Raw genomic sequence first — 22481 nt, forward strand, 5'->3', positions numbered from 1 at the left:
ACGGCTCTATAATAAATGTTGGGGTATACGATTTAGACTCGTAAACTCCAATATTTTATTTTATAATAAAAAAGACCTCCAAGTGCCAGTCTAGCCAACAATCACTCGGAGGTGCATATAAATGCTATCTAATTATATCAATAAATTACTAGATTTAAAAGATGTTAAAGTAAAAAAAATTACCCAAGCAGATCATTTTATTGAAATTCACATTGAAACAAAACCTACTTTACACACATGCCCCGCTTGTGGAAACGAGACAAAACGAATTCACGACTACCGTATGCAAAAAATAAAGGATTTACCTTTTCAGTTGAAGGATTGCTATCTTGTTTTAAGAAAACGCAGGTATATTTGTTCTTGTGGGAAACGCTTTTTTGAATCGTATTCATTCTTGTCCAGATACCAGCAAAGAACCAGAAGACTCACTATGAAAACTGTTGATTTACTTAGAAATACCGTTTCTATCAAAAAAGTTGCTGAAATCACAAATTTATCAATCAATACTGTGATTCGTATACTTGATACCATAGGCTATGATTGCCCCAAATTAGGTGATTCTATTTCAATTGATGAATTCAAAGGTAACGCTGAAACAGGTAAATATCAATGTATTCTTGTAAATCCTAAGAAACGAACTATCCTTGATATTCTTCCTGATCGTACGCAGCCTCACCTTTCAGAATACTTCAGAAAAATAAATCGTTCAGAACGTTATCGTGTAAAATATTTTGTATGTGATATGTGGCAACCTTATGTAGATATCGCGCATACATATTTTCCGAATGCTAAGGTTATTATTGATAAATATCATTTTATCAGACAGGTTACTTGGGCAATTGAGAATGTAAGAAAGAGATTACAGACATCAATGATTCCATCTCTACGTAAATACTACAAACGTAGCCATAAGTTGATTCTTGCTAGATATTATACATTAAAGGATGAAAGTAAAAAAGCATGTGACTTAATGCTTCAATACAGTGATGACTTACGTTTAGCTCATCGACTAAAAGAAGATTTTTATGACATTTGCCAATGCAATCAGTACAAAAAGCAAAGACTTGACTTTTGGGATTGGATTAAGATGGCTGAAAAGTGCGACATTCCTGAATTTGAAAAGTGTGCTGCTACTTATAGACATTGGTCCGAAGGAATACTAAATGCGTTTAAATATAGAATCACCAATGGACCTACGGAAGGTTTTAATAACAAAATCAAAGTAATAAAACGTACATCTTATGGAATACGCAATTTCAAAAGATTCCGTACTAGAATCTTGCATAGCAACTAACATAATTTAACAGACTGGCACTTGGCTTTTTTTGCATGCTCTGAAATAGATACTATAGAACAAAACATAAAAACAGCTCTCTATCCAGTATTGGTGCGGGTGCAACGCACCTCGCACCCCAACACTTGACAAAGAGCCTTTATTACATACAAATATACTCAATATTTACATAGACAGTTCTTCCCATTGTTCCAAAAGCTCTTCGAGACGTTCTTCAATGGATTTCTTTTCATTATTCAATTCCAGTAATCTTGATACATCGGTATATACTTCTTCAAGAGCAAGGAGAGAATCAATCTCTTCATTCCTAGTTTCACAAGCAGTGATTTCGTCCTCTACCTTCTTGAGTTCATTCTGACGTTTTCTTTCCTTCGCTTGCTGTTCTTTTTGTTGCTTCCAATCTAACTTAGTATCGGAAGAATCCGTTACTGTTTCAGTTTGAATAGACGAAGAGGTTGTACTTGCTGAAGCAGTTGTAGTACCGGTAGTAGAAGAAGTAGTCTTAGAGGAACCTGCTTTAAAGGAGTTGCTACCCAGATACATGCGTTCTACTTCTGGCTTTTTCTCTAGGTAATAATCATAATTACCAATGTAGTTAAGCAATTGATTGTTCGTTAGGTCAAGAATACGAGTAGCCGTTCTATTAATGAAGTAACGGTCATGGGATACATATAATACGGTACCGGAATAATTGTTAATAGCATCTTCTAGTATTTCTTTAGAAGCAATATCAAGATGGTTCGTAGGCTCATCTAGAATTAGAAGATTTGCTTCGGAAAGCATTAATTTGGCAAGAGAAACACGTCCACGTTCTCCACCACTTAATTCTTTGATACGTTTGAAGACATCATCATTAGTGAATAAGAAAGCAGCAAGTATATTGCGAACTTCCGTATTCGTCATATTTGGATAAGTGTCTTGTAATTCATCAAAGATTGTTTTCTCAGGTGATAATACTTGATGTTCCTGATCATAATAACCAATCTTAACTTTTGATCCTAGACGCAACTCTCCAGAATCTGCATCTATCAAGCCATTTAATATCTTTAATATAGTAGTTTTACCTGTTCCGTTGTTACCAATAATTGCAACTTTTTCTTCTCGTTTGATTTCGAAATCTAAATCAGTGAAAAGCTGTTTGGGACCAAAAGCTTTCGATAATCCTTTAACAGAAAGAACGTCATTGCCACTTATATTATGGGGTTCTAGTTTAATCGATATTTGATGTTGCTCCATAATTGGTTTTTCAATACGATCAATCTTATCTAACATCTTCTCACGGCTTTCCGCACGCTTAATGGATTTTTCACGATTGAAAGAACGGAGTTTTGCAATAACTTCTTCTTGGTGTTTGATTTCTTTTTGCTGGTTCAGATAATTCTTTAATTGTGCTTCTCTTACAAGAGCTTTCTTATTAGCAAAATCAGTATAATTACCAAGATACATCTGCGACTTCGTATATTCGATTTCAACAACTTTCGTAACGATTTTGTCTAGAAAATAACGGTCATGGGCAACAATAACAACAGCTCCACGATAGTTAAGAAGATAGTTTTCTAACCATGCAATGGATTCCATATCCAGATGGTTGGTAGGTTCATCTAAGAAGATAATATCAGGTGCAGTAAGAAGTAATTTACCAAGGGCAACACGAGTTTTTTGACCACCTGATAATTTGTCGATTGATTTGCTAAATTCTTCTTCTGTAAATCCAAGACCTTTTAGAATACCGGTGATTTCACTTTGGTAAGCATAACCGTTTTGTAATTCGAATTCGTGATTTAATCTGGCATAAGTAGAAAGCATGGATTCTAATTCATCACCAGTAGCTTCCTTCATATCAAGTTCTAACGCACGCATACGATCATATAATTCAATAACGTCTTTTTTTACTTCGAGAAGTTCTTCGTAGATGGAATGATGTGAGGTTAATGCTTGATGTTGCGCTAGATAGCCCATAGTAGCACCTTTGGCAAATGTAATATCACCAGAATCAGCACTCATTTCACCGATTATTATTTTAAGGAGTGTAGATTTACCGGCTCCATTCACGCCGATAATTGCAGTTTTTTCACCTTCGTTGACGTGAAAGGAAACATTTGTAAGTACTTGTTTTCCAACGAAGGATTTATTTATATTATTACATGATAAAATCATGATTATGGTCATCCTTTCTTCGCATTTTTTCGAAGCTCGACGATGCTAATTGCAATCCTTTATGAATTGGCGCCGTCGACCTAGATAAGTGCTTCTTGAAAATCATCAGTTATTTTATCATACTTAAGGAATGAATGCTAGACATTTACGCAATTTCTTTCACTCTTTATGTAGAAAATAGGTGCAATTCTTTAGGAAAGATACTATAATATATAAGAAGCTCTTATAAAGTTTCTTAATAGTATAGGATCTTTGTGGAATTAAATATTAATTTCGTGAGACTATATTTACCATGAAGTATTCGGAGGATTTATGGGAATTGAAGTGTTTGGGAATTTGAGGGAGCTCAACTATCTGTCAATTATGGTGCGATTGATTCTAGCACTTTTGTGCGGTGGAATCATCGGTTTTGACCGAGAGAAAAAAGGTAGACCAGCGGGATTTCGAACTCATATATTAGTGTGTATCGGTTCTGCCTTAGTTATGATTACTAGTCAATTTATTATAGCAGTACTAAAGATTGATACGGACCCCACAAGAATGGGAGCACAAGTAATTAGCGGAATTGGTTTCTTGGGAGCGGGAACAATTCTTACCACATCAAAGCAACATGTCAAAGGGTTAACGACTGCAGCAGGTTTATGGGCTTGTTCTAGTATGGGGCTAGCGATTGGGATAGGTTTCTATGAAGGAGCTATTCTAGGTTGTGTCTTCATACTTGCTAGTATGAAGATCTTACAAGGATTTGAAGTGTTCTTACTATCAAAATCAGACATTGTTGAACTCTACATAGAAGTTACTTGTGTAGAAGGAATTGGTTCCATGATTGGGTTTATGAAAGAAAATCAGATGTCTATTATACATTTTGAAACAGTGAGTAATAAAGAGGGTAACTCTACCATTGGTCTATTCGTTAGTGCAACCAAAATAAAAGATAAATCGACTGAGGAAATCATAGAAGTTATAAAAAGCCATGAAATGGTAGCAACGGCATATCATATCTAAAATTGACAAGTAATTAGCGAGTAGTTATAATGAAGAATAAGGGTTTATGATATAAGGAGGGTGCATTGTGTACGAAAAAGAAATATCATTAGCAGTTATCAAAAGACTTCCAAGATACTATCGTTATTTAGGTGAATTGTTGGAAAACGATGTCGTTCGTATTTCATCAAAAGAACTTAGTGAGAAGATGCAAGTAACAGCTTCACAAATTAGACAGGATCTTAACAACTTCGGAGGTTTCGGACAACAGGGCTACGGATATAACGTGGAGTATCTATTCACAGAGATAGGGAAAATTCTTGGACTCGACAGGAAGTACAACGTAATAATTATCGGAGCAGGTAATCTCGGACAGGCATTAGCAAATTATACAGATTTTGAAAGAAGAGGCTTTTTGATCAAAGGTATTTTTGACGTGAACCCAAGACTTGAAGGAATCTCCATACGTGGCAATGAGATTCGAATGATGGAGACACTAGAAGACTTTGTTAAGAATAATAGTGTTCATATTGCGGCATTAACGATTCCTAAAGCAAAAGCTCCTCAAGTTGCGGCTGATTTAGTAAGTTGGGGCGTGAAAGCAATATGGAATTTTGCACCAACAGATTTGAATTTACCTAAGGATATTATGGTAGAGAATGTTCATCTTGCTGAAAGTTTGATGCGTTTATCGTACAACTTAAAAGCGCGAGAAGAGCAAGAGAGAGAAGAAAACCAGTAACTGGATTATGAATGAGAATACTACTTGACGATCAAAAAGGGGTAACGACTAAGAAATCTAAAGAAAAAATTTGGAACTGAAAGTTGTAAAAGAGGAGAGCTTATGGCGAGAAAAAAGGACAAGAGTATTGAATTCAAGGAAGCATTACATGGCAAGAAATTACCAATACTAACTCTAGATGATCGCTGGTATCAACTTATTCCAGAACATGAGAAGACTGTTGCTATTAAGCAACTTGAGAATAATCTGAATAATCTGCTTAAGAAGCAAGGGAAGATGATTAACGATATAAAAGATATGAAAAAACTCAAGAAGAAGTTAATGAGTGAAATTGTAGCCAATATGGAACCTGATAGTTCTCCAGCTGGTAGGCTGAAGGCTAAAAAGCTGGAGAAAAGCCATCAATTTATAGAGGAAATCAATTCAAAGATGCAAAGTGCAGATAATACGCTTCTTGATATGCCATATGAAATTAAGCGTGCAAACGAAGAACTTATGATTGAGAGTATGAAAGTTTGCTATGCGAAATTGAAACATAATCAGAAGGATATTAAAGAATTAGACCAGTGGATTCGACAGACACGTGAAGCATTAAAAGTAAGAATTATTCAAAAACAGGATAAAGAAATAGAAAATAGCTCTCTTTATTCTTATATGCATGATATACTAGGAAACACAGTACTAGATATATTGGACGACAAAGAGTAAGGATGGAGTAGCGTTGATTATTGGGATTGGTATCGATTTGATAGAAGTCAAACGTGTAGAGAAAGCTTGCGAGAAGGAACATTTCCTTACGAGATGTTTTACGGAACGTGAGATTGATCTTATACGAGAGGATAAAAGAAAGGCTTCGGATAATTTTGCAGTGAAAGAAGCAATTTCTAAGGCATTTGGGACAGGGATTCATGGTTTTGAGCTGAATGAAATGGAAGTGCTTCGAGATGAACTTGGTTGTCCTTATGTAATCCTATATGGGAACGCTTTTAAGATAGCAAAGGAACGTGGTATTACAAAAATCCATGTTTCTATAACAAATACGAAGATATATTCGAATGCTTTTGTAGTAGCAGAAGGGAAAGAATCATGAAATATTTAGTTGATGCTGCCAAGATGAAGGCGATAGATGAGTATACCAGTAATATGCTTGGTATACCAAGCCTTGTGTTGATGGAAAAGGCAGCAATGGCAATTGTTGAGTTAATACGATCAAAGATAACTAGGAATGATCGAATCCTAGCTGTATGTGGGACTGGTAACAATGGTGGTGATGGTATCGCTACCGTTCGCATGTTGAAGGGACTTGGATACAATGCTGATGTACTTATTATCGGTGATGAAAAGCGTGCCACTGACCAGACAAAGCAACAGCTATTTATTGCACGTAATTTGGATGTGAAAGTCTATAACAATGTGAAAGTATCAGAATATACTGTTATAATAGATGCTATCTTTGGAATTGGTCTGTCGAAACCAGTGGTAGGTGTGTTTGAACAAATAATAGAATCAATTAATACGTGTGATAATAAAGTTTTCTCTGTTGATATTCCTTCTGGCATCCATGCGGATAACGGGAAGGTTATGAATATTGCAGTGAAAGCAGATTATACGATAACATTTGGTGTTAATAAGATTGGATTAGTATTATATCCAGGCTGTGAGTATGCTGGTGAAATACTAGTTGCTGACATTGGTTTCCCTAAAAAGGCAATCGAATATGTGAAACCATCTGTTTTTTATTATGAGAAAGAAGATTTAACCAGATTACCATTACGAAAGAACTACTCGAATAAGGGTACCTTTGGTAAGGTGCTAATCATAGCTGGTTCTCGTAATATGTCAGGCGCTTGCTATTTATCTGCTAAAGCAGCCTGTCGTACTGGAGCAGGACTTGTGAAAGTACTAACGGTGGAAGATAATCGTAGTATTATTCAAAGCCTTTTACCGGAGGCGATTCTATCTACATACGATCCAAGCAATTTGAAGAACAAATTAGAAGTTGACCGTATTATTCAAGAGTTAAAATGGGCTACCTCAATTGTTATCGGCCCAGGTATTGGAATATCTGCAGCATCGGATCATTTGCTAGATATCGTTTTGAATCATACAAACGTACCGATTGTTATCGATGCGGATGCTATTACGATGTTGGCAGGTAAAAGCCAGTATATTTCCAAAGATAATGAGAAAGAATGTTATTGTGACATTGATTTACCAGAGAATGTAGTTGTTACGCCACATCTTAAGGAAATGTCTAGGTTATTAGATTGTGAAGTATTCAATGTTAAGGAAAATCTGTTACCAGTTACTGTGAATGCAGTAAAGGGTAAACGGTATGTGTTGGCATTAAAGGATGCGAGGACAATCGTTTCAGATGGAGTTCATAGTTACATTAATCTATCCGGAAACAATGGAATGGCTACTGCGGGAGCGGGAGACGTATTAACAGGAATTATAGCAGCAATGTTAGCACAAGGTATGGATCGTTTTGATGCTACAGCTCTAAGTGTGTATGTGCATGGACTTGCGGGAGATAAAGCAATTGAATCAAAGAGCGTGTATTCTTTGATTGCAAGTGATATAATTGAAGCACTTCCATTAGTACTTCATGAGTGAATGAATGTATAGCTAACAGTGTAAGGAGGCAGTTTTCATGAATGAATACTACAGAGTTGAGGCTCGGATTAACCTCGATGCAATCTGTAACAATATCGATGAAGTAAGAAGGAATATCAACGATAATACAAAAATTATGGCAGTTATTAAAGCCGATGGTTATGGTCATGGTGCTGTCGCATTAGCAACTGCTTTGAAAGATAAAGTAGATGCTTATGGAATTGCTATTATCGAAGAAGGTATTGAGCTTCGTCTGGCGGGGTTTGAAAAGCCAATATTAATCTTGGGATTTACACCACATCAACAATATGAAGACTTATTAAAATATGATATTAGCCAGACGGTTTTTCAATATGATATGGCAAAAAGGCTCTCTGATATAGCAGTTTCACTTGGAAAGCAAGCTAAGATTCATATTAAAATTGATACAGGAATGACTCGTATTGGATTCAAAGATACGGATGAAAGTATTCAGATTATTAAAGAAATCAGTAAGCTACCAAACCTCATTATTGAGGGGTTATTTACACATTTTGCGTGTGCAGATGAATCAGATAAGACATCTGTTAGGAAGCAGTTAAGTCGTTTTTTAGTATTTGCTGATAAATTGGAAAAGGAAGGTATACATATACCAGTAAAACATGTATCGAATAGTGCTTCTATTATTGATTTACCAGAAGCAAACTTAGATATGGTACGTAGTGGTATAGTTACTTACGGTATGTATCCTTCAGATGAAGTAAACAAGAACAGTTTAATGCTACAACCAGCTTTAACATTAAAAAGTAATGTAGTTTATGTGAAAGAGGTTGAGGCTGGTACGGGAATTAGTTATAATAGTACGTATATTACAGAACATGATAGCGTTATTGCTACAATACCAGTTGGCTATGCAGATGGTTATCCAAGACAACTTTCTTCAAAAGGAAGAGTCTTAATACATGGTAAATCTGTTCCAATCGTTGGTAGAGTATGTATGGATCAGTTTATGGTAGATGTTACGAATATCCCAGATGTAAAAGAAGGGGATATGGTAACGTTGATTGGCCAAGATGGGGACGAATCTATTTCAATAGAAGAAGTTGCAAATCTGGTTGGATCATTTAATTATGAACTTGTTTGTGACATAGGAAAGCGTGTACCGAGAGTATACTATAAAGAAGGAAAGAAAGTTGGTACAGCAGATTATTATAATTGTCTGCATCAAGTTTTAGAATTGTTAATTTAAGTTTAAAGACAAAGTAATTGTTCACTTTACCAACTTATTGAAGTTGGATGCACACAAGATGAAAGGATATTCATTTTGGACTGTAATGTGTAGTGAATGGTTCAAAGCAGTAACTAAGTGAATTTTTTTAGGATTAGAAGTAAGGTATGCCCTGCTATTAGGAGGCTTGTTGTTAGTTAGAAGTAATTTACCAAATAATAACCGTAGAAAAATAGTACACTTTAGGAATACACAGGTCAAAACTGGCAATAATAAAGCTAAAGCCAATAAATGGAGTGTGAATAAAGTGATAATTAAGCGCGGTGACATTTTTTATGCAGATTTGAGACCCGTAGTGGGATCAGAACAGGGCGGCGTTCGCCCAGTGTTAATCATTCAGAATGATACAGGAAATAAACATAGTCCAACAGTAATCTGTGCAGCAATTACATCAAAGATGAATAAAGCGAAGCTTCCTACGCATGTAGAGCTTGATGCAGAGAAATATGGTATTGTTAAGGATTCTGTTATCTTACTGGAACAGATTAGAACAATTGATAAAACTAGACTTAAGGAGAAAGTTTGTCATTTGGATCAAGATGTACTGAAAAAGATTGATAAAGCATTGCTTATTAGTTTCTCTCTAGATACATAAGGTCTGGTATGAGTCAATTGTAGTACATTATAAAGGAGATAAGATTTTACATGGAGGATGGTTATCCGATATTAGGTATCGTTGTAGTTTTGTTACTTCTAGTATTAAAAGCCATTATATCATATGGAGCGAGAGCAATTGAACACATTAATGAAGTAACAGTACGAAAAAGAGCAGAAGATGGAGATGATAAGTCTAAAGTACTATTAGGTTTTATTGAAAAGCCAGATAAATACATGAATGCAGTAGAAGTCATATTGACAACCTCAAGCGTATTAGTGGGATATATCTGTGCTGGAGATATTGCATATACTTTTAGAGATATTGGATTTCCAGAGCAATTTGGTTTGCCAGTTGAGATAACAAAAGAGGCATGGACAGTTGCCTTCGTATTCTTAGTTTTGTTCATAAGTATTCTTTTTGGTGATGTTTTTCCAAAGAAACTTGCCCTTAAGGATTCTAATAAGGCTGCGTATGGAATTGCGAATGTGGTTCTATTCTTTATTCGATTGGTAACACCAATTGCATTCTTAATTGAGAAGACTACGAATCTAATTTTGCGTTTGTGCCATATTAAACCAGAAGATTTGGAAGAAAATGTTACGGAAGATGAAATCATGTCGATGGTTAATGAAGGCCAAGAACAGGGTGTTCTTGCGTCAAATGAAGCGGAAATGATATCGAATATTATTGAATTCGATGAAAAGGAAGTTAAAGACATTATGACTCATCGAAAAAAGATTGTAGCAATTGATTGTAATCTAACGGTAGAACAGACGTTACGGTTTATGTTAGAGAAGAGCTACTCTAGATTTCCATTGTTTGAAGATGACATTAATAATATTATCGGTATCCTTCATGTGAAAGATGTAACGAGATGTTACATGTCCTCCAAGTTTAAGAATAAGCCACTTAAACTGATTGCAAGAAAACCATATTTTGTTCCTGATACACAGAATATTGATGTATTATTTAATGACATGCAATTAAAGAAAATACATATGGCAATCGCAGTTGATGAATATGGACAAACTGCAGGTTTAGTGGCCATGGAAGATATACTTGAAGAAATCGTGGGTAATATCCTAGATGAATATGATGAAGATGAGAAATTAATTATCAAACAAGGTGAGGGTCGATACTTAATGAAAGGATTGGCTAGCCTTGATGATATTGAGGATACATTAGGTATAGAAATTGAGGAAGAAGATTTTGATACATTGAATGGATTATTAACATCATTACTGAATAGAATACCAAGTGAAGGAGAACATATCTCTGTTTCTTATGCGGGATATCTATTCGAAATCTTGGATGTTAAGTACAAGATGATTCGTTTTGTGCGAGTTACAAAAGAACTTGAGGATGAGCCTATAGAGTTAGGTGAATTAGAGCTAGAATAAAATAGGTATAAACAGTAAAAGAACGCTTAAGGTAGGCGTTCTTTTACTGTGGGTAATACTTCATAGTGTAAAGTATTACCACTCGTATAATAGGGTGGGAGTAGATAGTTGTTTTACTATCTGAATATAATTATAGATTGCAATTGTGTTCATTTTGTGAAATAATCATGAAAAAAGTATGTTAGTTTGTATAACAATTCACAGTTAAGTTTACGTTAGGAGGCAGGTAAGGTAATTTATGAACGAAGATGTTTTTGAACCTGAGAGTATGGATATGAAAGAAAGTATGGAGAGAGAACACATCTCCCAAAAAGAGAGACAAGCCAGGTATAGGTTATTAATGGATACAGCATTGTTGGCAGGGAAGATTATGTTACAGAGCGGTGCAGAAACGTATCGTGTAGAAGATACAATTTGTAGAATTCTTCATACTTCAGGTCTAGAAACTGCGGAAACATTCGCAACAGTAACGGGCTTGTTTGTTACACTTGCAGATCCAAGTATTGATGCAATTACGAAGATAACAAGAGTAAGTGAAAAACAATCGAATCTTAGTCAGGTATACGAAGTAAATGGTGTGTCACGTAGGCTGTGTTGTGGTGCGATATCAGTTGAAGAAGCGTATCAAGAATTGTTACGCATTAAGGACAAAAAAGAATATCCAAATAGTATGGTCTATGTAGGAATTATCATGACTTCATCTTTCTTTACCTTATTACTTGGAGGTGGAATTTTAGCCTCTGCCTTAGCAGCGATTAACGGATTGTGGATTGTAGCCTGTAGACACATTGCAGGAAGAGTGAAATTGAATAATTTCATCACGGATATGTTATCCTCTTTTATTATAGCGGTAGCGACGATGTTATATGCACATGTATTAGATAATTCAGTTATTGTAGAGATTATAATTGTTGGTTCTATTATGCCATTAGTACCTGGAGTTGCAATTACCAATGCCATTCGTGATACTTTACAGGGGGACTACCTTTCAGGCGGTAGTCGTGCAATCGAAGCATTCGTTATAGCGGCATGTGTTGCAGTTGGAATTGGTATAGGTTTGGCGTTCGGGGTAGCAGTAGTTGGAGGTAGGATGATATGATTTTACAAATAATTGGTGCATTCCTTGGAGTAGTAGGAATGTCAATCGTTATTGGCGTTCCAAAGAAATTAATACTGTATTCAGGAGCTGTTGGAGCGATTGGTTGGTGGGTTTACTTATTAATGGAGGCCAGTTATCCAACATTAAGTGTTTTGCAAGCCTTTGCAGCTACGATGGTAGTTGCTTTGATTTCTCATATATTTGCAAGGTTATTAAAGGCACCTGGAACGGTTTTCTTAATACCAGGAATCATGCCAATGGTGCCAGGAGCTGGGATGTATCGTACTGCTTACTATGCCTTCAAAGGAAATATGGATTTGTCTTCTTACTATCTATCTCAAACGGTACAGATTGCAGGGGTAATTGCGTTAGCAATCTTTATAATTGATTCTATATTCAAAATTATACAATTGAAGAAACAATGGAGGTAGGTTGTGAGGGCAAAACTCAGTATAGGTGTAACAGGCTTCTTAGTTTACGTATTATGACACGAAACACGTTACATACCTTAGTTTTTCTAAGTGTGTGCATTACATTTTCTGTAGAGGAGTCGGAAACGCCTTCAACGCGACATCCTGTCGCGGTTCAGGCTGCCTCGGCCTCCTTGCCTCGTCTTCCTATACTATCCAGCACACACTAAGATAAACTACAGGTATTACGCTATCGTTTCTTAGTCATAATACGCAAACTAAGGAGCTAATGTAATATGTTGAGAGTTTTGCTTTTACTATGTATTGGTATGTAGTGGAGGAGTTAAATTGATCTTAGTTTATCTATAGAGAATAGAGTAGAGAAAATTAGAGTTTTAGAGTTTAGTTTAATTCTGATTTATTGCCTAGATTTAATAAATGAAAGAAGGTATGGAGCATGATAATAAAAATTCTTGGGGTTCTAATTCTGCTTCTTATACTTATAATTTGTCTAATAGAAGTGGGATTTTTTCGTTATGCAATTTATCGCTATGGAGTGAAAGTGCCAGATGATGAGCATATGTATACGGGGAGCTGGAAGAAGTTTGAGAAAACTATTCGAGATGGTACGGCTTGGGTAAATAAACAAAATCCAGAGCAAGTTTCTATTACTAGCAAAGATGGGTTGCAGTTAAAGGGATATTTGATTCGTGCGAAAAACCCGAAAAGAACCGTGCTTTGTGTACATGGTTTTCGTGGAAATGGTTGTAATGATTTTGGAGCAATCTGTAGTTTCTATTATGAAGAGGATTGTAATTTACTAATTATTGATCAACGAGCACATGGTGCTAGTGAAGGCAAATACATTACATTTGGAATCAAGGAACGATATGATATTGAACAATGGATTTTATTCTTGAATGATAAACTAGGGTCTGAACTACCAATTATATTAGATGGAGTATCTATGGGAGCAGCTACGGTACTGATGGTAAGTGGACTTGAATTGCCCTCTAACGTTAGGGGAATTATAGCTGATTGTGGATATACCTCACCAAGGGAGATATATAAACATGTTGCAAAGGAATACTATCATCTGCCAGCGTTCCCCCTTATTCCGATTTTTGGTCTGTTGTGTCGTGGGATTGCTGGATTTAATATGGGTGAGATGAACACAAAGGAAGCACTGGAGAAGAATACAAGACCAGTGCTATTCGTTCATGGTGAGTCCGATCGATTCGTTCCTTCTTACATGAGTAAGGAAAACTATACAGTTTGTAAAGCAGACCGATATATTGAAACGGTACCGGGTGCAGGTCACGGACAAAGCTATCTTGTTCAGACAGAGCATTGTCAGGAAAAGATCAAGGAATTCTTCGAGCGATGTAGCAGAGCAGTCTAAATCAATACGTTAAATATACTAATCATTAAGGTATTCCTTCTGATATTGTTTCGGAGAAGTACCTTTATTTTCTTTGAAGATTTTGATGAAATAACTTGTTGTGTTAAAACCTACTTGATTTGATATCTCTGTGATATTCAAGTCGGTTGATACAAGAAGTTTCTCCGCTTCCTTTAGACGAATATGATTTACGTAATCATTAAAGGTCATGTTCATAATCCGGTTAAAGAGTCGTGAAAAATAGCTAGAACTCATATTACATAGAGACGCCATATCAGGCGTCTTTATTTCATTCATATAATTGTCTGGTACATAATCAAGTGCGGGTTGTAATCTCCTTAGATATAATTCATCTTCGCTGAACTGGAATATACCGTTTGGATTATTGGTATGAAAATAGCGTAAGATCCATAAAAAGATTCGGCCAATATGATTACGAACAGCCAGTTCATAACCATAATTTTGTTCTTCCATCTCCTTATGAATATCCCATAGTAATTCAGGTATACTTGTATTTATCAGTAAGTCTTTTGTTATTACCTTTTGTTGTTTGGGATTCTCAATCAAGAATGGTAAGGTGTATTTCAATTCTGAATAATTCTGAAACATATTATTATAGATTACTTCAGGCTCAAAACGAAGAACAATATAGTTACCACCGAACTCATCAAGTGCATTGACTTGATGAACCTCCTTGGAGTTAATTAAAATAAGATCACCCTTAGCAAAATAATGGTATTTTCCATTAAGTAATACATTGAAACGACCTTCTAACCCATACAGCAATTCAATATAACTGTGAAAATGAGCAGGAAAGGAGATACCTGCACTATGCACCGTATGGATGTCACAGATATAATTGGAGGGAATCCCGTTAATTAACTCCTTTTTTTGTTCTAGATATTCAATCATATAATCTCCTTTCCAATAAAATACGACAAAATAGTTATACTTTTTGATAGGAAAATTATATCATATCTAAACCGGTTTGGCTATAATGTTACTTATCGGAAGGAAATCAAGCACTCACGAAGTGAGTATTTGATTTCACCCGATAAGTAAGCGATAGGACTAAGTTCTAGAGCTTAGGGAAGAACGTAGTGAAGCCCGTAACAAAGCCCGAACAAAGTAAAAAACTTGGCTCGTTGGAGTCATAAGTTAACAATCTAATTTAATTTCACCCGATAAGTAAGCCATAGAACGAAGTTCTAGAGCTTAGGATTAAACAAGGAGGCAAATATGGATCAACAATATATAAAAGAACATAAAATCGGTGTACCTTATGAAGGGTTTGCAGAATTTACGAGAAAAGTAGCAGCAGAAGGTGTGGTATTATTAAAGAACGATAAGAACGTGTTACCACTTCAAAAAGGAGAGAAAGTTTCACTTTTTGGTAGAGCACAGATTAATTATTATCGTACAGGAACAGGTTCAGGTGGTTCCGTTAATGTATTATATACATCAAACATCGTAGAAGGTTTACGTACTAAGAAAGATGTTGAACTTAATGAAAATCTAGTGAGTGTATATGAAGAATGGATTAAAGAAAATCCATTTGATGACGGTGGAAGAGCTTGGGCAGCAGAACCACATTGCCAAAAAGAAATGCCAGTAACGGATGAGTTAGCCAAAGAAGCAGCAAAACATTCGGATAAGGCAATCGTTATTATAGGAAGAAATGCTGGGGAAGACAAAGATAATACACCAGGAGAAGGAAGCTTCCTTTTACAACAAGAAGAGATTAATACTCTTGAAACTGTAACAAAATATTTTGATAAAGTTGTAGTTATGCTAAACGTATCAAATATTATCAATATGAGCTGGGCGGAAGACGAACGTTTCAAAGACAGAATTCAAAGTATTATCTATGTATGGGAAGGCGGTATCGAAGGAGGAAACGCAGTAGCTGATGTATTAGTTGGTGATGTGACTCCATGTGGTAAATTAACAGATACGATTGCATACCAATTGGAAGATTATCCATCTCATGAAAATTACGGAGATGCAGATGTAAATCTTTATAGAGAAGATGTGTATGTAGGATATCGCTATTTTGAAACATTTGCACCAGAGAAGGTTCAGTATGAATTTGGATTTGGTTTATCTTATACAACATTTGAGACAAGTACAAATGCACAGGTTATTGTTGATAAAGATTCCCAATCGACAATCAAGTTACAGGTTGCTGTTAAGAATACAGGCGCTACTTACGCAGGAAAAGAATCCGTACAAGTGTATGTTGAAGCACCACAAGGTAAACTTGGTCAACCAGCTAAGAAATTAGTTACTTTCGCTAAGACAAAAGTACTTGCTCCTAGTGAAGAACAAAATCTAGTAATTGAGTTCAAGGTAGCTGATTTGGCTTCTTATGATGATAGCGGTGTTACTGGACATAAATCATGCATGGTTCTTGAAGCAGGTGAATATGGAATCTATGTTGGTTCTAGTGTAAGAAATTGCGTGCGTGTGGCATTTAAGACATCTACTGGAGATAAGACAGGATATGTAGTAGACGAGTTGGAAGTAGTAGCACAGTTACAAGAAGCGTTGTCACCAATTAAAGAGTTCACAAGAATGAAACCAGGTAAACGTCTTGATAATGGAGCCTATGAGCTTACTTATGAAGCTGTTCCAACAAGATCGTATTCCATGAAAGATAGAATCGAGAAAAACTTACCACCAACATATCCTCAAACAGGAAACAAGGGAATTACCCTTCGTGATGTTGCAGATAAGAAAGCTACCATGGAGGAATTCATCGCGCAGTTAACAACTGCTGAATTAGCAACCATTGTACGTGGAGAAGGTATGTGTAATGTTAAGGTAACACCTGGAACTGCGGCAGCATTTGGTGGAGTTGGTGATTCCTTATTCGGATATGGAATACCACTAGGTTGTGCAGCAGATGGACCATCTGGTATTCGTATGGAAGGTGGATACAAGGCAACACAAGTACCAATCGGAACTTTGTTAGCAGCTACTTGGGATGCAGAATTAATTGAAGAGATGTATGTATTTGAAGGAAAAGAATTACTTCGTAATGAAGTAGATACGCTATTAGGACCAGGTATGAATATCCGTAGACACCCATTAAATGGCCGTAACTTCGAATATTTCTCAGAAGATCCTATTATTACAGCAAAATTTGCTACAGCTCAAGTAAAAGGTATTCTAGCTGGAGGATCTACAGGAACATTAAAACATTTTGCATGTAATAATCAAGAATATCGTCGTAGTTTTGTAGATGCGGTGGTATCAGAACGTGCACTTAGAGAAATCTACCTAAAAGGTTTTGAAGTTGCCGTGAAAGAGGGCGGAGCCAATTCGATCATGACAACATACAATCCTCTTAATGGTTTTTGGAATGCATCGAATTACGACTTGAATACAACAGTACTTCGTAACGAATGGGGATTTAATGGTATCGTTATGACTGACTGGTGGGCTAAGATGAATGATCCGATCGAAGGCGGAGAAGGTACTGCAACGAATACAGCCGCTATGGTTCGTTCTCAGAATGATTTGTACATGGTTGTTGCTAATGATGGAGCTGAGATTAATACTTGGAATGATAATACCGTTGAATCAGTTAAGAACGGTAGCTTAACAATTGGTGAATTACAACGTTGTGCTATGAATATCTGTGAGTTTTTGATGCATGCACCTGTGTTCGGAAGAAAGCAAGATTTCAGTTCTTCAGTACAGTTCTACTCCCCTATGGAGAAGAAAGTGGAAGATGGGGAAGTTGTGAATATTGCGAAGAATAATCAAGTTCCAATGAAGGAAAATGGTAATAGTATTATTGAAGCAAAAGCAGGAACTTACCTGTTAGTAGGTAAAGTACGTAACAATAAGGGAAATGAGGCACAATCTGCATGTAAATTATTGATTAATGGAGAGACTGCTTTAGTAATGCAAGTGAATGGAACAGATGATAAATGGACTTTAATTCGTCTTACACGTGTAGAACTTGGTGATGGACAATATGAAATCGGTCTATCTGGAATGACAGATGACATGAAAATTGAACATATTGAGTTTAGAGACATTGAATAATCTGGATATATTGCAAATATAAAGAAGATGAATTAAGATAGAAAACTCCCTCACATTGTTTAGAATCATAACAATGTGGGGGAGTTTTGCATTACTGCTTGCTTGTCTGATGTAAAAATTGCGTTGGAGTTTGGCCAACGCTTTTTTTGAAGGCTTTACTAAAATGATATTCATCATTAAATCCAACCATTTGCGCAATTTCATAGGATTTCATGGTACCAGTCAGCAGAAGTTCCTTTGCCTTGTTAATACGAATAGTATTCAGATATCCGAAGATGGTAAAACCAGTTTGTTTTTTGAATACTCGGTTTAGATAATCAAAATTTATATTTAATTTATTTGAAATCATATCACCCGTTAATTTCTCACCATAGGAGCTACGTAGTAGCAAAAGAAGTTCCCTAGTCTTATTCATCTGTCCAGAAATAGTACCGCGACTATTTGTTTCATGAAACACTTTTTCTGAAAAATAAGAAGAAAGAATAGTAAGTATCTCGATTAATTTACAGGAACAAATGAGTTTGAAATGTTCATTTTGCCCATTAAATGCAAACAATGCTTCTTGCATATATTGATCAATCCGAGTTAAAACACTGGAATCAGTAATACAAAGGTCCTTGGGAATAAATAATTTGGATTGGGTATAAGGCTCGTAACTAAGAGGATCGCAGTTGTAGAAAAGACGCTTATTTGCAAGTAGGATACTTTCAATGGTATCAAACTTGCTACAGTCAAAGGTGGTAAATGTATTCTCGGAGAACTGTATGTAATAATAGTCACAGGAACTTTCCTTATATCCTTCGTGGGGATAACCAGGTTCTAGCAAAAGTATATCTCCAGCATGCAGCTCATATTCATAATCACCTTCCTTGAGGTACAAGGTTCCAGAATTAATGATATATAGAATATACTCGTCGGTTACACGGCTAAGATGAGTCCAGTGTTCGGGTGTAATATTACGACTCATATAGGATACCTTAGGTAGGTTGTCTGTCTGTAAACAAAAATACACGGTTCATCACTCCTTTGAAAGTACTGTACCACATATGATGTATTATGTAAATACAATTATAAGTCGTTATAGTACAAGAGATGGACGGTCTGCTACATTTTAAATTAAAACAATAAGGGTTAAAATAAAATCAACAAATCAACCAATAAATTATAGTAGATACTGTTTGGCACCATTACAAAGAGTTTTACAATAACCTAGTAAAGTTCAAAGATTGAAAGGAGATATAAGATGTATCAAGCAAATAATAACAGATATGAACATATGAAATATAAAAAATGTGGAAACAGCGGGGTGAAATTACCTCGAGTTGCCCTTGGATTATGGCATAATTTTGGATCTGTAGATCCTTATGAAAATCAAAGAGCGATGATTTTCGAAGCATTCAATCAAGGTATCACACATATTGATTTAGCCAATAACTATGGTCCAACTCCTGGCTCAGCAGAAGATAATTTTGGACGAATTATGGAAAGTGATTTACGTCCATATAGAGATGAGATGATTATCTCAACGAAGGCTGGATATGGAATGTGGGAAGGCCCTTATGGAGATGGTGGGTCAAGAAAGTATCTTATGTCGAGTTTAGACCAAAGTTTAAAGAGAATGAAACTAGATTATGTTGATATCTTCTATCATCATAGATTTGATCCAGAAACTCCATTAGAAGAAACAATGGGTGCTTTATCCGATATTGTTCGTCAAGGAAAAGCACTTTATGTAGGTATCTCGAACTATAATTCAGAACAGACAAGAAGAGCAGCAGAGATTTTAAAAGCCAATGGAACACCATTGCTTATTAATCAAGTATCTTATAGTATGTTGAATCGTTGGGTGGAAGAAGACCATTTACTAGATACATTAGATGAAGTTGGAGCAGGTAGTATTTGCTTTAGTCCTCTTGCGCAAGGAGTATTAACGAACAAATATCTACATGGAATTCCAGAAGGAAGTCGTGCTACAAGGAACTTCTTCTTACATGAAGATAGTATAACTCCAGAAGTTGTAGCCAAAGTTACTAAGTTAAATGAAGTGGCTGGAGATAGAGGACAGACATTAGCACAGATGGCACTTTCTTGGGTATTACGTGATCGAGTTACAACAGTATTAATCGGTGCAAGTAGAGTAGAGCAAATTAAAGATAATATCGGCATCGTAGATAAATTAGAATTTACAGAAGCAGAACTTCAATTAATTGAAGAGATTTTAGCAAATAAATAAGTAGTTAATATAAGTAACTCAAACTTCGTACTTAAAGATTTTCAACAGTAGGAAATTAATATAAGTAACAATAGAAATAATCAAGATAAAGATAAGGTCCTGTTAAGCATGTATGCTTTTTAGGACTTTATTTTTGTTTACGACAGAGGGTGTTTATACAATATGGTTTAACTTGACATATTTAGTAAATAGTATTATAACATTGTTATATAACAATGTTATAATACTATTATGAACTATAGAATAACAATGTATTACCAATAATGATTTTGATAACAGATCACGTATCTAAATTAAAAGAAGGAGTATGTTTATATTATGCCACCGAAAAACAAAGTAGATAAAGAACAAATTATTGAAGCAGCATTTGACATAATGAGGAAGGAGGGCTTTGAAGCTATTACAACGAGGAGGCTTGCCGATATTCTTCAGTGTTCCACACAACCAATCTATTACATATTCAAGAATATGGAGGACTTAAAGAAGGAAGTCTACGTAAAAGCATGTAAGTTTTTTGAACAAGAAGTATACAAGAGAAGAAATACTAACGAGATTGAATTCTTAGCAGTAGGAGTATCGTATATAATGACAGCGAAGGGCGAGAGGAATCTATTCCGATTTATTACTATGGGAAATAACTATTCCTTACAGGGAGTTGAGGAGCTTGTGAAAGGGGCTAATCTACCTAACAAGGAGTCTTATCTATTCTTAAACATGTGGATTTATGCCCATGGTATTGCCACCATTGTAGCAAGTAACGATGTGGAAGTGAAGGAAGAGAATATAAGAGAATTATTATTAAAGGCGGAGCAAGGATTTGAAAAGGTGTATTCTTAGGAGAATGGGATAAATGTGAAGGATAAATTTTTTCACGTAACTTTGGCTTGTGAGCTAAAGTACGCATGTTTTGAGAAAGAAAGGGAGGTAATTCATATGAATGCTCTATTAAAGATTAATAAAGAAAGAACATGGGTGTATTCACCAACACCTAATATAGTAATTCAGACAACCATTAACGATATAGTACCTAAGCTAGAGTTTGAAGAGGCTATTAATAAGGCAGCGAAGGCCAATGAGATACTCAGTTGTTGCATTGAGTTCGATTCGAATCATGAGGCGTATTACAAACCTCAAACCTATGGTAGATATTGCATGGAAGGGTATGTGGAGCCGTGGCAAGAAGTTGCATTAAATGAGGCAAAAGAACCTTTCAGACCGGAACAAGGTAATTTGATTCGATTTTTCTATTCTTATAAAGAGGGTAAAACGGAGCTGCTTTTGGTTGCACACCATCTTATGGGAGATGGGATATCATATGCCTACCTTGTACAAGATATAATGTGTGCATTAACAGGGAAAGATATTGAGACTAAACCGATTGAATTATTTCCAATGGAGGACCTACCAAGGAAGAGTAGATTAACTTTTTTAATGCGAGTTATGATGAAAGGGCTGAACAAGAAGTTTAGTAAGACGGGTAAAGTGTTTACCTCAGATGAATACTATAACATGGCAAAACGATATCACGAAAATGTAGATACCCATATAGTAACCAAAACATTTTCAAAAGAAGAATATGTACATATAAAGGAGTTATCAAAGAAGAATAATGTAACTCTAAACACAATAATCATAACGGCATTGTTAAAAGCTGCGAATAAGAAGTCAGACATTGGGCATGCCGTTAGTATTCGAAAGCCAGCTTATGAAGGTATGGGAAACTTCGCCACAGGTGTTTCAACACAAAACAAATATGATTGTGGCAAGAGTTTTATTGAAAATGCTCATATGGTGCAAGACGCATTATATAAGAAATTACGTAATGAAAAGAAAAAATACTTTCTACTTCAGTTCATGGGAGGCATCACAGGAAGTTTACAAGATGCAATTTATTTTGCTGCGTGCGACGGATATGAGAATAAAACTGCAAAGCAACTGGCTTCTATGTTTGGCTATCTAGGTAATCCTAAGGGAATTAGTATAACCAATTTGACGAAATTACCAATTCAAGATATCTATGGTGATTTACAATTACTTGATTTCACGTTCGTTCCACCTCTTGTGCTGAATTCCCAGAGAATAATCGGTATCGCTACGATTGGAGAATCGATGACGGTTACTCTCCAAATTAAGAAGGACGAAAAGGAACAAGAAAATCTACGTTTCTTTAAGGAAGCTATGGAAGTTCTGTGCGATTCTGTAATGCAACTTACAAAGTAAAAC

Annotated in this window: 19 protein-coding genes; 16 read left to right on the forward strand and 3 right to left on the reverse strand. The window is 35.7% G+C overall.

Features of this window, described 5'->3' with window-relative positions; all coding sequences use genetic code 11:
* Positions 1-121 precede the first annotated feature (121 nt).
* The gene (locus BUB90_RS20345) at positions 122-1294 is read left to right on the forward strand and encodes an ISL3 family transposase (RefSeq protein ID WP_073289584.1); all 1173 of its coding nucleotides are present in this window, start codon (positions 122-124) and stop codon (positions 1292-1294) included.
* A 165-nt stretch (positions 1295-1459) separates the two neighbouring features.
* Here BUB90_RS20345 and BUB90_RS20350 read toward each other — a convergent pair whose 3' ends face one another.
* Entirely contained in the window at positions 1460-3451 is a 1992-nt protein-coding gene (locus BUB90_RS20350; RefSeq protein WP_073290920.1) for an ABC-F family ATP-binding cassette domain-containing protein, read from the reverse strand.
* Positions 3452-3763: 312 nt separating this feature from the next.
* Between BUB90_RS20350 and BUB90_RS20355 the strand changes: the two genes are divergently transcribed.
* The 11 genes from BUB90_RS20355 to BUB90_RS20405 all read left to right on the forward strand — a co-directional run bounded on the left by BUB90_RS20355 (position 3764) and on the right by BUB90_RS20405 (position 13969).
* A complete protein-coding gene (locus BUB90_RS20355; RefSeq protein ID WP_073290922.1) occupies positions 3764-4456 on the forward strand; it encodes an MgtC/SapB family protein in 693 nt (230 codons plus the stop codon).
* Between the two features lie 67 nt (positions 4457-4523).
* The gene (locus BUB90_RS20360; protein WP_073290924.1) at positions 4524-5177 is read left to right on the forward strand and encodes a redox-sensing transcriptional repressor Rex; all 654 of its coding nucleotides are present in this window, start codon (positions 4524-4526) and stop codon (positions 5175-5177) included.
* Between the two features lie 102 nt (positions 5178-5279).
* Complete coding sequence (locus BUB90_RS20365) at positions 5280-5885, forward strand: hypothetical protein (protein WP_073290926.1); 606 nt, start codon at positions 5280-5282, stop codon at positions 5883-5885.
* 13 nt (positions 5886-5898) lie between these two features.
* Positions 5899-6267, forward strand: a complete 369-nt coding sequence (gene acpS / locus BUB90_RS20370; protein WP_073290928.1) for a holo-ACP synthase — start codon at positions 5899-5901, stop codon at positions 6265-6267.
* Positions 6264-7793, forward strand: a complete 1530-nt coding sequence (locus BUB90_RS20375; RefSeq protein ID WP_073290931.1) for an NAD(P)H-hydrate dehydratase — start codon at positions 6264-6266, stop codon at positions 7791-7793. Before acpS ends, BUB90_RS20375 begins: the two co-directional genes overlap by 4 nt.
* Before the next feature lie 37 nt (positions 7794-7830).
* Entirely contained in the window at positions 7831-9021 is a 1191-nt protein-coding gene (alr, locus tag BUB90_RS20380; RefSeq protein WP_073290934.1) for an alanine racemase, read from the forward strand.
* Between the two features lie 286 nt (positions 9022-9307).
* The gene (locus BUB90_RS20385; protein WP_073291039.1) at positions 9308-9655 is read left to right on the forward strand and encodes a type II toxin-antitoxin system PemK/MazF family toxin; all 348 of its coding nucleotides are present in this window, start codon (positions 9308-9310) and stop codon (positions 9653-9655) included.
* Between the two features lie 50 nt (positions 9656-9705).
* Positions 9706-11058 (forward strand): hemolysin family protein, encoded by a 1353-nt coding sequence (locus tag BUB90_RS20390; RefSeq protein WP_073290936.1) that lies wholly within the window; start codon positions 9706-9708, stop codon positions 11056-11058.
* Between the two features lie 238 nt (positions 11059-11296).
* Positions 11297-12157 carry a threonine/serine exporter family protein gene (locus BUB90_RS20395; protein ID WP_084139403.1) on the forward strand — a complete coding sequence of 287 codons (861 nt, stop codon included), beginning with the start codon at positions 11297-11299 and terminating at the stop codon, positions 12155-12157.
* Positions 12154-12588 carry a threonine/serine exporter family protein gene (locus BUB90_RS20400; RefSeq protein WP_073290938.1) on the forward strand — a complete coding sequence of 145 codons (435 nt, stop codon included), beginning with the start codon at positions 12154-12156 and terminating at the stop codon, positions 12586-12588. Before BUB90_RS20395 ends, BUB90_RS20400 begins: the two co-directional genes overlap by 4 nt.
* A gap of 436 nt (positions 12589-13024) precedes the next feature.
* Positions 13025-13969 (forward strand): alpha/beta hydrolase, encoded by a 945-nt coding sequence (locus BUB90_RS20405; RefSeq protein WP_073290940.1) that lies wholly within the window; start codon positions 13025-13027, stop codon positions 13967-13969.
* An 18-nt stretch (positions 13970-13987) separates the two neighbouring features.
* Here the strand turns inward: BUB90_RS20405 and BUB90_RS20410 are convergent, their stop codons facing one another.
* A complete protein-coding gene (locus tag BUB90_RS20410) occupies positions 13988-14881 on the reverse strand; it encodes an AraC family transcriptional regulator (RefSeq protein WP_242952582.1) in 894 nt (297 codons plus the stop codon).
* Positions 14882-15208: 327 nt separating this feature from the next.
* On the opposite strand from BUB90_RS20410, the gene BUB90_RS20415 reads away from it, so the two are divergent.
* Entirely contained in the window at positions 15209-18025 is a 2817-nt protein-coding gene (locus tag BUB90_RS20415; RefSeq protein ID WP_207650260.1) for a glycoside hydrolase family 3 protein, read from the forward strand.
* Between the two features lie 91 nt (positions 18026-18116).
* On the opposite strand, the gene BUB90_RS20420 is transcribed toward BUB90_RS20415, so the two are convergent.
* Complete coding sequence (locus tag BUB90_RS20420) at positions 18117-19037, reverse strand: AraC family transcriptional regulator (protein WP_073290942.1); 921 nt, start codon at positions 19035-19037, stop codon at positions 18117-18119.
* A 231-nt stretch (positions 19038-19268) separates the two neighbouring features.
* Between BUB90_RS20420 and mgrA the strand changes: the two genes are divergently transcribed.
* From mgrA to BUB90_RS20435, 3 genes are all read left to right on the forward strand, one after another.
* The gene (gene mgrA / locus BUB90_RS20425) at positions 19269-20258 is read left to right on the forward strand and encodes an L-glyceraldehyde 3-phosphate reductase (RefSeq protein ID WP_073290944.1); all 990 of its coding nucleotides are present in this window, start codon (positions 19269-19271) and stop codon (positions 20256-20258) included.
* A gap of 318 nt (positions 20259-20576) precedes the next feature.
* Positions 20577-21095, forward strand: a complete 519-nt coding sequence (locus tag BUB90_RS20430; protein ID WP_073290946.1) for a TetR/AcrR family transcriptional regulator — start codon at positions 20577-20579, stop codon at positions 21093-21095.
* A 96-nt stretch (positions 21096-21191) separates the two neighbouring features.
* The gene (locus BUB90_RS20435; protein ID WP_073290949.1) at positions 21192-22478 is read left to right on the forward strand and encodes a condensation domain-containing protein; all 1287 of its coding nucleotides are present in this window, start codon (positions 21192-21194) and stop codon (positions 22476-22478) included.
* Positions 22479-22481: the final 3 nt, after the last annotated feature.

The organism is Anaerosporobacter mobilis DSM 15930 (assembly GCF_900142955.1).
GTDB classification, from domain to species: Bacteria; Bacillota; Clostridia; order Lachnospirales; family Lachnospiraceae; genus Anaerosporobacter; species Anaerosporobacter mobilis.